The following is an 11,589-nucleotide window of genomic DNA, read 5'->3' as shown; positions in this document are numbered from 1 at the left end:
CTGCGTCCGCGGCGCGGGCATGTCAATCGCTTGCACTGCGCGCGGGGCGAGGGCTATCTGCGCACCATGATCGAACGGCAGCATATCGAGGCGGGCGTTGTCTCGCGTGCGCTTTATTCGCCTTGCGAGACGTACCGCTACGGGCTCGAACGGCGCTGGGGCGAGGGCGGCTGCCTGCTGTTCATCATGCTCAACCCCTCGACCGCCGACGAGCGGCGCAACGATCCCACCATCGAGCGCTGTCAGCGCCGGGCCGTGGCGCTGGGTTTTGGCGCGTTGCGCATCGCCAATCTCTTTGCCTTTCGTGCCACGCGGCCTGCCGATCTGCGCCGCGCGCCGGTGCCGGTCGGGCCGGAAAACGACGCGCTCTTGTTGCGCTGGCACCGCGCGGCAGAGATGACCCTTGCCGCATGGGGCACGCATGGCAGCTATCTGGGGCGGGCTGCGCAAGTGGCGGGGCTTTGCGGCGAGCTGCATCACCTCGGGCTGACCCGCGACGGGCACCCGAGGCATCCGCTTTATGTCCCTTACGCGGTTGCGCCCTTGCCATGGGTGCGCCCCGCGTAAGGCGCTCCGCCGTTCGGGCCATGTTTACCTTTGTCTGTCTTGCAGGGGCCGAGCGCGTTTCGAGGGATGGCAGATGCTTTGGCTCGCTGGGCTGATGGGAATGATGGTGCTGGGATCGGTGGCGGTTTTTGGCACGCAGGACAGCGGGATGAGCCGGGTGACGGCGCCTTGCCTGACGATGACGGCAGGACGGACCCTGTCGTCGCTCTGCGCGCGGAATGGCCGCCGGGCGGCGATCTGCCGTCGCCGGGGCCGCAAACCGGCGCTGAGCTGGCCGAACACCTGCCCGGCGATGCCACCGACCATCCGGCCGCGCCGGCGGATGTCGTCGCAACGCGCTGGCCGGGTGCTGACCCCAAGGCGGACCCAGACGAGACGACCGACGAGGCGCTGGACGAGGGCGCGCCGCCGTACTGGGACGATGGCCGGGGCGACGCGGGGCCGGCGCCCGCAGACCCAGATGCGCCGGATGCACACATGGTCATCGTCTGGGACCACAGCGATGGCGGCGCGCCGCCGCTGCTGGGTCTGCGCGTTTCCAAGACGCCGGGCATGACCGATATCCTGCTGGATGGCGCGCCAGTCGCCACGCTGCCCGCGGCGGATGTGCCCCCGCCGGACAGCATCGTTCTGATCAGCGAAAGCGCCGCGGCAGGGCTGCCTGTCTGACCACATGGCCTTTTCCTTTGCCAAACGCGTGGAATCGCCCTATAGGCGCACATCCCCCGGCCTGCCGGGTGGATATCTCCACGGGCCTTGCTGGACGACATCCCGGCCTGCGCCATTCACACAAACCCAAAGGAGACCCCGATGTCGATCACCGTCGAAGAAAAGAACCGCCTGCTGAAAGAATTCGCAACCAAGGAAGGCGACACCGGTTCGCCCGAAGTTCAGGTTGCCATCCTCACCAGCCGCATCACCACGCTGACCGAGCACTTCAAGACCCACAAGAAGGACAACCACTCGCGTCGTGGCCTTCTGATGATGGTGGCTCAGCGCCGCAAGCTGCTGGATTACCTCAAGAAGAAAGAAGAGGCTCGGTACACCGACCTCATCAAGCGCCTCGGCATCCGCCGCTAAGCGCTTCGGCATCCGCCGTTAAGCATACGGGCATCGCGCCCCATCGGTTTTGTAGACGCCCGCTTCCACCGAAGCGGGCGTTTCGCGTTTTCGGCCCCTGCGCAAGGCCGTGGGCAAGTCATGGCAGGGGTCGCGGGCAGCGCGGACAGGATGGCCGCGCCAGGCCCGGTGGCAGGGGCAGGGGGCCTTGGCTGGCCCGCTCCGTCGCTATGGGGGCGCGGCAGCAGGATCTCGGGTTTTTCTTTCAATCTGTGGCAAAACACTATATGGGCGGCCCCATCTGAGACGTGACGCCGATAGCCCCCGGGCGCGTGCAAGAGGATGAAGGGGGCGGCGGCAATGGGGCCGCCACGCAAAATGGGAGACGCGGGAGGGCCCGCGAGGCTCCCCTACAGGATATGCATACGCAAATGTTCAACATCTCCAAGAAATCCATGCAGTGGGGCGAAGAGACCCTCACCCTGGAAACGGGCAAGGTTGCCCGCCAGGCTGACGGCACCGTCATCGCCACGCTGGGCGAGACCTCGGTCATGGCCAACGTGACCTTCGCGAAAGAGCCGAAGCCGGGTCAGGACTTCTTTCCGCTGACCGTCCACTATCAGGAAAAATACTACGCTGCGGGCAAGGTTCCCGGCGGGTTCTTCAAGCGCGAGGCGCGGCCGACCGAAAAGGAAACGCTGACCGCCCGCCTGATCGACCGTCCGATCCGCCCGCTGTTCGTGTCCGGCTTCAAGCACGAAGTGCTGGTGATGTGCACCGTGCTGTCGCACGATCTGGTCAACGACCCCGATATCGTCGCAATGATCGCCGCTTCCGCCGCGCTGACCATCTCCGGCGTGCCCTTCATGGGCCCGATCGCTGGCGCTCGCGTCGGTTTTGAGGATGGCGAATACGTGCTGAACCCGACCGTCGATGATATGCAGGGGCTGCGCAACAACCCCGAGCAGCGTCTCGATCTGGTTGTCGCCGGCACCAAAGAAGCCGTGATGATGGTCGAATCGGAAGCTTACGAGCTGACCGAAGACGAGATGCTCGGCGCCGTGGTCTTTGCTCACGAGCAGATCCAGCCGGTCATCGACCTGATCATCTCGCTGGCAGAAGACGCCGCGAAAGAGCCGTTCGACTTCCAGGCACCGGATTATTCCGAGCTGTTCGGCGTTGTGAAGGGCCTTGGCGAAGACAAGATGCGCGCCGCCTATGCGATCTCCGACAAGCAGGCACGTGTTGCCGCCGTGTCGGCCGCCAAGGAAGACATCAAGGCGCAGCTCTCCGAAGAGCAGCTTGAGGATGCCAACCTCGGCTCCGCCCTGAAGAAGCTAGAATCGACCGTTCTGCGCGCCGATGTGGTGAAGAACAAGCGCCGCATCGATGGTCGTGCGCTTGACGAGATCCGCTCGATCGTGTCGGAAACCAAGGTTCTGCCGCGCACCCACGGTTCTGCGCTGTTCACCCGCGGTGAAACCCAGGCGCTGGTCGTGACCACGCTGGGCACCGGCGATGACGAACAGTTCATCGACGCGCTGCACGGCAACTTCAAATCCAACTTCATGCTGCACTACAACTTCCCGCCCTATTCGGTCGGCGAAGTGGGTCGTGTGTCCGGTCCGGGCCGCCGCGAAATCGGCCACGGCAAGCTGGCATGGCGCGCGCTGCAGGCGGTTCTGCCGGCGGCGACGGATTTCCCCTACACCATCCGCATCGTGTCCGAGATCACCGAATCCAACGGCTCGTCGTCGATGGCGTCGGTCTGCGGCGGTTCGCTGTCGATGATGGACGCGGGCGTTCCGCTCAAGGCGCCGGTGGCCGGTGTGGCCATGGGTCTCGTGCTTGAGGACGATGGCGAATGGGCGGTCCTGTCGGATATCCTTGGCGACGAGGATCACCTCGGCGACATGGATTTCAAGGTTGCGGGCACCGAAAACGGCATCACCTCGCTGCAGATGGACATCAAGGTCGCGGGCATCACCCCCGAGATCATGAAGCAGGCGCTGGCGCAGGCCAAGGCCGGCCGTCTGCACATTCTGGGCGAGATGTCCAAGGCGCTGACCGAGGCGGGCGAGTTCTCTGAACATGCGCCGCGCATCGAGACCATGAACATCCCCACCGACAAGATCCGTGAAGTGATCGGCTCGGGCGGTAAGGTCATCCGCGAGATCGTCGAAGTGTCGGGCGCCAAGGTCGACATCAACGACGATGGCGTGATCAAGATCGCCTCGCCGAACGGTGAAGCCATCCAGAAGGCCTATGACATGATCTATTCGATCGTGGCCGAGCCCGAGGAAAACAAGGTCTACAAGGGTAAGGTCGTGAAGATCGTCGATTTCGGCGCCTTCGTGAACTTCTTTGGCAAGCGTGACGGCCTCGTGCATGTCAGCCAGATCGAAAACCGCCGCCTGAACCATCCTTCGGACGTTCTGAAGGAAGGCCAGGAAGTCTATGTCAAGCTTCTGGGCTTTGACGATCGCGGCAAGGTGCGCCTCGCGATGAAGATGGTGGATCAGGCGACCGGCGAAGAGCTGGCCCCCGAAAAGAACAAGGAAGACGCCGAATAAGGCATCGCCATTCGACCGTCATGTCAGCACCCCGACCGAAAGGTCGGGGTGTTTTCATTTTGCCGGGTCCGTTTGAATAAAGGTGCGATGGAAATGCTGGCGTCGACCTTGTCATCAAGGAAATTACCAATTTGTTAATGTCTGCATGATTGGATGCTAGCAAATGCAAATACGGCGGCGCCACTCACGGACCTAACGCCAGCCAATGGGTCCCGGGGCGGGATATCCCGGGGCCCAGTCTATTCTTGAAAAGCGCTGATCTCATGGCGGGATGCAAGTTCCCGGCGCTGCGCTTGCGATGCAATGTGATGTCCGGACCCGAATTGCAGGCATTACGTTGCAAAACCAGCTCTTGCTGGCGCGGGTTCGGCGCGGCCCGACAACAGCCTTGGCGTTGCTGGCGGCAGCAAAAAAAAGGGCCGGGCAATGACGCCCGGCCAAGTCCAACAGGGAGGTGCATGTGAGAACCCGCACATGCAACGGGACAGCCCTTATCTAATACTCAAAGGTATTTGTACAATGCCCGTTTGCACTGTCAAAAGGCGGAATTCCGCCTGTCGTCAATCTGACCGCCGCCGCCGCGTTGCAGCAAAGGTTTCCACCCGTTCTCAGGAACCGGGGCAGGGCACCTACGTTTCCATCCAAAGATAAGGTGCGCTGCGTCTTGCAACCATCTTCACTCTGCCAGCTTTGTCGCACAAATCGGGTGACGGGCGTTCTTTTTCTTACCCCATAAGGGTTTACCCTAAGCGCACGCTGACAGCTATGCCATGCGCGCAATAGCGGTCGAGCGCGGCGATACGGAGTTGGATTTCTGCGAATTGGCGGTCGAACCTCCGTGCCATGAGAGATTGCTCCATCCGTTTCAGGCAGAGCCTCCACTGACCGACCGGGATGAAGGGCGCGCGTTGCAAAGAAATCTCACGAGAACCGTGGGATGAGTCCGGCGAAAGGGGGGATTTGGCCGATTCCGTGGAAAAACACGCGCTCGCTGATGCAGGATTCTACCCGGTGACGAGACCGCAAGTGCCTCTCTTATCAGGCTTTTCGCGAATGCTGCGGTGCAGGAAAGATCTTGGCCAGTTTCCGGAAGTTTTGGGCGACTGCGGCGAGGAGGAATTCGTCATTCGCACCGCAGGGTCCACGTGATCGGAGCCGGTTCAGGCCAAGGATCCGTTTGAGGTGAGTAAAGAGCATCTCGACCTTCTTTCGCAGCTTCATCGAGATGACCTATTGCTCGGTTTTGGCGATATCGCGGACGACCTGCCGGGCGTCCTCATGTTCCTCGCGGGTGACCGAGCGGAAATTCATATTCGGGCAGCAGCGTGCCTTCAAGGGACAGGCCTGACAGGTGTGCTTCAGACACCGGTATTTGGCGACGCCCTTGCCGGTCGGACCGCGATTGGGATCGGAGTAGTTGCGACGGAATTGCATCAGCTCGTGCCTCTCAGGGCAGATGTACTGGTTGTTCTCGGCGTCCCATTCGAAGTCGGCGCGGGTCCCAGTGCCGTCGCTGCGCCCAGACTCGTCCAAGACCGGATGTGAGGAGCAATCTGTTGGTCGACCAACCAGCCGAGCATCGGGGCCGTGCCATAGGCGGTGCCGGCAATCAGGCGCTCGGGGTGGAGGTCGAACCTGGCCTTCACGCGCTTGAGCATGGTCTTCGTCGAGCCCACTTCAGCCTGCCGGATGGACCGCGTCGCTTCCACGTCCACGATGACGCCATGGTCCGTATCGATCAGGTAGTTGTCGGAATAGCTGAAGAATGCCGGACCCTTGCGCGCCGCCGTCCACTGGCTGGCCGGGTCGGAATGAGAGTGTCAGATCTTCTGTGTATGAGCGATCCGGTGCATGCTTCTTCGAAAGGAAGCATGCATGACGATCTCCAGGGAACTACTGGATGAACTGCTGAAGTGCGTGGAGCGTCCTGAGGACCTGCTCGGCGAGGCCGGGTTGATGAAAGAGCTGAAGATCGAGCTCATGGAGCGGATGCTGGGCGCCGAGCTGACCGCGCATCCACTGCCCGGCAGGGTATTGCATAGCAATATCCCGAAAAGGGTGGGCTATGAAGAGGGCCAGGAGGTTCCACCGGGCCAGGGCAACCGCCGGAACGGCACCTCGACCAAGGTGCTGAAAGGGCAGGACGGAGAGATGCCGGTGGCGGTGCCCCGCGACCGCGACAGCAGCTTCGAGCCCGAACTGGTGAAGAAGGGCCAGACCCGGATCGACGGGATGGATGACAAGATCATCGGGCTTTATGCCGCCGGGCTGACGGTGCGGGATATCCAAGCTCATCTGCTCGAGATCTACGGCCTGAAGGTCTCGCCCGACCTGATCAGCCGCGTGACCGACGCCGTTCTGGACGAGGTCCGGGAATGGCAGAGCCGGGCGCTGGAGCGGATGTATCCGATTGTGATCTTCGACGCGCTACGGGTGAAGATCCGCGATGCCGACAGCCGGACGGTGAAGAACAAGGCTGTGTATGTCGCCTTGGGCGTTACCCGCGATGGCCAGCGCGAGGTTCTTGGCCTCTGGATCGCCGAAAATGAAGGCGCCAAATTCTGGCTGGCAGTGATGAACGAGCTGAAGAACCGCGGTACCCAGGACATCCTGATCGCGGTCGTGGACGGCCTGAAGGGCTTCCCCGAGGCCATCACCGCCGCCTTCCCGGAGGCCATGGTCCAGACATGCATCGTGCATCTGCTGCGCCACAGCCTGAACTTCTGCTCCTGGAAGGACCGGAAGATGGTGGCGGCCGACCTGCGCCGGGTTTACAGCGCCCCGACCGCCGATATGGCCGAGGCCGAGCTCGATGCCTTCGAGGAGAAATGGGCCGGGAAATACGCCTCCATCGCCCCGGCCTGGCGCCGGGCATGGCAGGAGGCGATCCCGTTCTTTGGTTTCGATCCCGCGATCCGCAAGATCATCTACACCACGAATGCCATAGAAAGTCTGAACCGCGTCATCCGGAAATCCATCAAGACACGGGGCTCGTTCCCAACCGACGAGGCCGCGACCAAGCTGATCTACCTCGCCATCCGCAACTTCGAGAGGGATGGCCGAAACGTCAGGGAATGGTTTGCAGCCCGCAATCAGTTCGCCATAATGTTCGGTGAGCGCTTCGACGCTTGAGTATCCAAAACCGCATGGATCGGCACGGATACACAAAGTTCAGGAAACTCCCCAAGGAATGGGACGTAAACTTGGGCTGGACCTCGCTGGCGGCACCGAAGGCTGCCTCATCCAGGGTGGCGAGATACTCGCGAACGGCCCTTGGCGCGTCGGAGAGATCAATCTGCTTCGCGTCCCACTCCTCCTTGGGCGTCGAGTTCTGCTTGTTGACATCAGCCTCGATCAGACTGGCATCCACCGCCATGCGCTGTCCGCTGACCAGGCCTACTTCGATACAGCGGGCTACTGTGGTCTCGAAGAGGTGGCGGAGCAACTCGCTGTCGCGTAAATGCCCATGTCGGTTCTTAGAAAACGTGGAATGGTCGGGCACCCGGTCGCTGAGGTCCATGCGGCCGAACCAGCGATAAGCCAGGTTCAGATGCACCTCTTCGCAGAGCCTCCGCTCTGCCCGGATACCGAAGCAATAGCCCACCAGCAGCATCCGTATGAGGAGTTCAGGATCGACCGAAGGCCGCCCGGTATGGCTGTAGAAATCGGCAAGGTAGGTGCGGATCCCGGACAGGTCGACGAACCGATCGATTGAGCGCAGTAGGTGGTTCTGCGGGACATAATCCTCAAGCGAAAACTCGTAGAACAGCGCCGGTTGCGCCTCCCGCCCCGGTCCCATCATCGCCAATCCTCCTACCCAATGTAGGAATTGAATCAGCCGACGGTCCTTCAATCAAGCGAGAGTTTTTCAACGAAATAGGCCACCACCCGATCTGTGCAACAAAGCCAGTTCGATGGGGTTCAGGTTTGGCGGGTATGGCGGCAGGTAAAGGAACCAGCAGCCATGGTCGCGCAAGGCCTCGGCGGCTTCCGTGTTCCGGTGCGTGGCCAGGTTGCCACGGGCGACGACCGTGCCGGGGGGGATCTCAGGCACCAGCACTTTGCGGAGGCAGGCGGCAAACACGGAGCCATCCAGTCTCCCTTTGATGACCCACGGGGGGCAGCGCGTCTTGGGGCAGGCCCGTGATCAATGTCTTCGCTCCCTAGCAGCCAAAGGGGGCGTCCATGGTCAGCCACTCCCTCGCTTGGCCCTGCTGCGCAGGCGGGCCAGGCTCATCTTAACTAAATTTTTAAAAGTAAAAACAAAGTGTTATATCTAGGCCGTGACGGCTGGACCTCGATGCCTGAACCAATCGGCGCGCTGCTGTCTTACCTTGGCTCGATGGCGCTCGGTTGCGACCATCGACTTTTTTGAACGTGTAGCCAAGCCGGATCAGCAACTTGGCGATGGAAGAGGGATGAGCCCACCCGCCCCCTGCCTCTGGCATCGCATCGGGCGGTTCGAAGAGCGCTATGCGGTGTCCCGGCCGATGAAATTTTCAAGGAAAGCCTGATGCGGGGCCAGTTTCTCCCTGCGGCGTGGTAGGATCTGAGGGGCGGGTTCCGCATTGCCCTTGGTCCGAACCCAACGTGCCCACCGCGCACCCGTGCCGCAGACAACTTCAGACGAAAAGCCGCCGCCCGCCCGCTTAACCCTTCTTCAATGTATCTCTGAAACCGCGCTCGCAGGGCAGATGGCGAAGGTTCTGACATGATCCGCCCTTCCAAGATGGATGAATCACATCTGTCGTATCAAAAGAATTCCCCGTGTCTCAGGTTCAAAGCGAAACGCTTTAAAAACAGGGCACCCTGTCTCAGGGGCAGAGGGGGGCCAGCCCCCCCGCGCTACGCGCTCCCCCCGGAGTTTATCCGGCAAGATGAAGGTAAGGCGCAGCGCCCTGCTTCATCTTGCCGGATAAACTCCCGCCGGAGGCAGGCCGGGCATTGCGGCCAGGCCTGCCTTTGCATCAGGAGACTAGACGATAGCCGCCGGATTCAGTCACAAGGATGCGCGCGTTCGAAGGATCGGGCTCGATCTTTTGACGCAGGCGGTAGATGTGGGTTTCCAGCGTGTGGGTCGTGACGCCCGCATTATACCCCCAGACCTCGTGCAGCAGGACATCGCGAGGCACCACGCCTTCGGTCGAGCGATAGAGGTACTTCAGGATGCTGGTCTCTTTTTCGGTGAGGCGGATCTTGCGATCCTCCTCGGTCACCAGCAGCTTCATTGCGGGTTTGAATGTATACGGGCCGACGGTGAACACGGCATCCTCGGATTGCTCATGCTGGCGCAGCTGGGCGCGGATGCGGGCCAGCAGTACCGGAAATTTGAAGGGCTTGGTGACGTAGTCGTTCGCCCCGGCGTCGAGACCGAGAATGGTGTCTGCGTCGGTATCGTGGCCGGTCAGCATGATGATCGGCGCCTTGACTCCCTGCTTGCGCATCAGCTTGCACAGCTCGCGACCGTCGGTGTCGGGCAGGCCGACGTCGAGAATGATCAGCTCGTAATTTTGTTCCTTGACCCGGCCCATGGCCCCGGTGCCGTTGTCGGCTTCGAACACCTCGAAGTCTTCGGTCATCACCAGCTGTTCGGCCAGCGCCTCGCGCAGGTCGTCGTCGTCGTCCACCAGCAGGATGTTCTTGATCTGGGGCATGTCTCGGTCTTCCTTGTCTCGTTTCCCCTCACATGGAAACACCGTTGCGTGTGGGCAAGTTTTACTGCAACTGTCTCACGCCCTCGTGTTGCGCTAGGGCTTTTGTTACAGGATCCGGGCTGATTTGTTGCAGTGCCGCCTCTGATCTGGAAGACTCGCATGCCCCTTGCTCCAAGCCTTATGGAACTTCTTGCCCGCGCGCGGGCCGATCTGCGCATGGGGGTGCCGGTGGTGCTGACCGGCGGCGAGGGTGGGGTTCTGATGCTGGCGGCCGAGACTGGCGCGCCAGAGCGGCTGGCAGAGATGCTGGCGCGGGGCGCGCCCGATCTGGTGCTGACCGCGCGCCGGGCCGAGACGCTCAAGGCGCGGGCCTATGATGGCGATGTCGCGCGGGTGGTGCTGCCCAAGGGCGCCGATATCGGCTGGGTTCTGGCCATCGCCGATCCCAAGGACGATCTGTCGGCGCCGATGAAGGGCCCGCTTGCCACGCGGCGCGAGGGCAACGCGGCGCTGCATCGGCTGGCGATCACGCTGGCGAAATCGGCGCGTCTGTTACCGGCGGCGCTAGTGATGCCTCTGGAATCGCCCGAGGCGCTGGCCCGCGACGAACGCCTGACCCTGATCGACGGCAACGAGGCCGCGCCGTGGCTGCTGGCGCTGGCGAATCTCGATCACGTGGTGTCGGCGCGCGTACCGCTACGCGCCGCCGAGAACGCCCGTCTGCATATCTTCCGCCCCGAGGATGGATCGGATGAGCATTACGCCATCGAGATCGGCCGCCCCGACCGCGCTGCCCCGGTGCTTGCGCGGCTGCATTCGGCCTGTTTCACGGGCGATCTTCTGGGCTCGTTGAAATGCGATTGCGGCCCGCAGCTGAACGCGGCGCTGGCAAAGATGGGGCAGGAGGGCAGCGGCGTCTTGCTGTATCTCAATCAGGAGGGGCGCGGCATTGGCCTTGCCAACAAGATGCGCGCCTATGCCTTGCAGGATCAGGGCTTTGATACCGTCGAGGCCAACCATCGGCTGGGGTTCGAGGATGACGAACGCGATTTCCGCCTTGGGGCCGAGATCCTGCGCAAGATGGGCTTTGGCGCGGTGCGGCTGCTGACCAACAACCCCGCCAAGATCGCCATGATGGAACGTTGCGGCATCGCGGTGAGCGAGCGTGTGCCGCTGAAAGTGGGCGAGAACCCGTTCAACGAGGCCTATCTGGCTACCAAGGCTGCCAAGTCGGGGCATCTGCTATGAGCATGGTGCTGACGCCGATGGGGCTGCGCTTTGCCGGGAGGGTCTGGCCCTGTTCGATCGGCAAGGGCGGAATCCGGGCGGACAAGCGAGAAGGCGATGGCGCAACGCCCAAGGGCGCGCATCGCATCGTCGGCACGCTCTACCGGCCCGACCGCGTCGCGCCGCCCGCGCCTTGGGCGCAGCCGATCCTGCCCGGAGATCTGTGGTCTGATGCCGAAGGCGATGCCGATTACAACCACGCCGTCCGGGCACCCTATGCCCATAGCCACGAGCGGATGCGCCGCGCTGATCCGCTGTATGACATCGTGCTGCTGACCGACTGGAACTGGCCGGATGCGGTGCCGGGGCGCGGCTCGGCGATCTTTTTGCACCAGTGGCGCCGGCCCGGCTATCCGACCGAAGGCTGCATCGCCTTTCGCCGCGATCATCTGAGAGCAATTGCGGCGCTGGCGGCCCCCGGAACGCGGCTGATCGTTCCGGGCTAAAGC

General features: G+C 62.4%; 8 protein-coding genes and 4 pseudogenes. 7 read left to right on the top strand and 5 right to left on the bottom strand.

The genetic code is table 11. The annotated features are described in order from the left end of the window. Nucleotides 1-66 precede the first annotated feature (66 nt). The 4 genes from KO516_RS08915 (at nt 67) to pnp (ending at nt 4,199) form a co-directional block, all read left to right on the top strand. Complete coding sequence (locus KO516_RS08915; RefSeq protein ID WP_216003435.1) at nt 67-567, top strand: DUF1643 domain-containing protein; 501 nt, start codon at nt 67-69, stop codon at nt 565-567. Nucleotides 568-735: 168 nt separating this feature from the next. Then, nucleotides 736-1,236, top strand: coding sequence for a hypothetical protein (locus tag KO516_RS08905; RefSeq protein WP_216003519.1), 501 nt, complete (start codon nt 736-738; stop codon nt 1,234-1,236). A 141-nt stretch (nt 1,237-1,377) separates the two neighbouring features. Next, nucleotides 1,378-1,647, top strand: coding sequence for a 30S ribosomal protein S15 (gene rpsO, locus KO516_RS08900; RefSeq protein WP_216003434.1), 270 nt, complete (start codon nt 1,378-1,380; stop codon nt 1,645-1,647). Nucleotides 1,648-2,057: 410 nt separating this feature from the next. Beyond that, nucleotides 2,058-4,199, top strand: coding sequence for a polyribonucleotide nucleotidyltransferase (gene pnp / locus KO516_RS08895; protein ID WP_216003433.1), 2,142 nt, complete (start codon nt 2,058-2,060; stop codon nt 4,197-4,199). Nucleotides 4,200-4,939: 740 nt separating this feature from the next. Here pnp and KO516_RS24165 read toward each other — a convergent pair. Together KO516_RS24165 and KO516_RS08890 are read right to left on the bottom strand one after the other, a co-directional pair. Further along, nucleotides 4,940-5,071, bottom strand: a pseudogene (locus KO516_RS24165) (IS5/IS1182 family transposase); the annotation flags it as partial. A gap of 166 nt (nt 5,072-5,237) precedes the next feature. After that, nucleotides 5,238-6,016: pseudogene (locus KO516_RS08890) on the bottom strand (transposase); the annotation flags it as partial. Nucleotides 6,017-6,074: 58 nt separating this feature from the next. Here KO516_RS08890 and KO516_RS08885 point away from each other — a divergent pair. Beyond that, nucleotides 6,075-7,331, top strand: a complete 1,257-nt coding sequence (locus KO516_RS08885; protein WP_216003432.1) for an IS256 family transposase — start codon at nt 6,075-6,077, stop codon at nt 7,329-7,331. 55 nt (nt 7,332-7,386) lie between these two features. Here KO516_RS08885 and KO516_RS08880 read toward each other — a convergent pair. From KO516_RS08880 to KO516_RS08870, 3 genes and pseudogenes are all read right to left on the bottom strand, one after another. Beyond that, nucleotides 7,387-8,001: pseudogene (locus KO516_RS08880) on the bottom strand (transposase); the annotation flags it as partial. Nucleotides 8,002-8,067: 66 nt separating this feature from the next. Continuing rightward, nucleotides 8,068-8,322: pseudogene (locus KO516_RS24730) on the bottom strand (transposase); the annotation flags it as partial. 844 nt (nt 8,323-9,166) lie between these two features. Further along, a complete protein-coding gene (locus KO516_RS08870; protein ID WP_216003431.1) occupies nt 9,167-9,853 on the bottom strand; it encodes a response regulator transcription factor in 687 nt (228 codons plus the stop codon). 159 nt (nt 9,854-10,012) lie between these two features. Between KO516_RS08870 and ribA the strand changes: the two genes are divergently transcribed. Together ribA and KO516_RS08860 are read left to right on the top strand one after the other, a co-directional pair. Then, nucleotides 10,013-11,101 (top strand): GTP cyclohydrolase II, encoded by a 1,089-nt coding sequence (gene ribA, locus KO516_RS08865; protein ID WP_216003430.1) that lies wholly within the window; start codon nt 10,013-10,015, stop codon nt 11,099-11,101. Continuing rightward, nucleotides 11,098-11,586 carry a L,D-transpeptidase gene (locus tag KO516_RS08860; protein ID WP_216003429.1) on the top strand — a complete coding sequence of 163 codons (489 nt, stop codon included), beginning with the start codon at nt 11,098-11,100 and terminating at the stop codon, nt 11,584-11,586. Before ribA ends, KO516_RS08860 begins: the two co-directional genes overlap by 4 nt. Nucleotides 11,587-11,589 lie beyond the last annotated feature (3 nt).

Source organism: Citreicella sp. C3M06 (assembly GCF_018860705.1).
GTDB lineage: Bacteria > Pseudomonadota > Alphaproteobacteria > Rhodobacterales > Rhodobacteraceae > Salipiger.
This window is presented reverse-complemented; position numbering and strand designations above follow the sequence as displayed.

What these genes read in the sequence shown, in the direction of transcription:
- ribA (WP_216003430.1), top strand. Translation starts at nt 10,013, where the DNA reads ATGCCCCTTGCTCCAAGCCTTATGGAACTTCTTGCCCGCGCGCGGGCC.
- rpsO (WP_216003434.1), top strand. Translation starts at nt 1,378, where the DNA reads ATGTCGATCACCGTCGAAGAAAAGAACCGCCTGCTGAAAGAATTCGCA.
- KO516_RS08885 (WP_216003432.1), top strand. Translation starts at nt 6,075, where the DNA reads ATGACGATCTCCAGGGAACTACTGGATGAACTGCTGAAGTGCGTGGAG.
- KO516_RS08915 (WP_216003435.1), top strand. Translation starts at nt 67, where the DNA reads ATGATCGAACGGCAGCATATCGAGGCGGGCGTTGTCTCGCGTGCGCTT.
- KO516_RS08860 (WP_216003429.1), top strand. Translation starts at nt 11,098, where the DNA reads ATGAGCATGGTGCTGACGCCGATGGGGCTGCGCTTTGCCGGGAGGGTC.
- KO516_RS08870 (WP_216003431.1), bottom strand. Translation starts at nt 9,853, where the DNA reads ATGCCCCAGATCAAGAACATCCTGCTGGTGGACGACGACGACGACCTG.
- pnp (WP_216003433.1), top strand. Translation starts at nt 2,058, where the DNA reads ATGTTCAACATCTCCAAGAAATCCATGCAGTGGGGCGAAGAGACCCTC.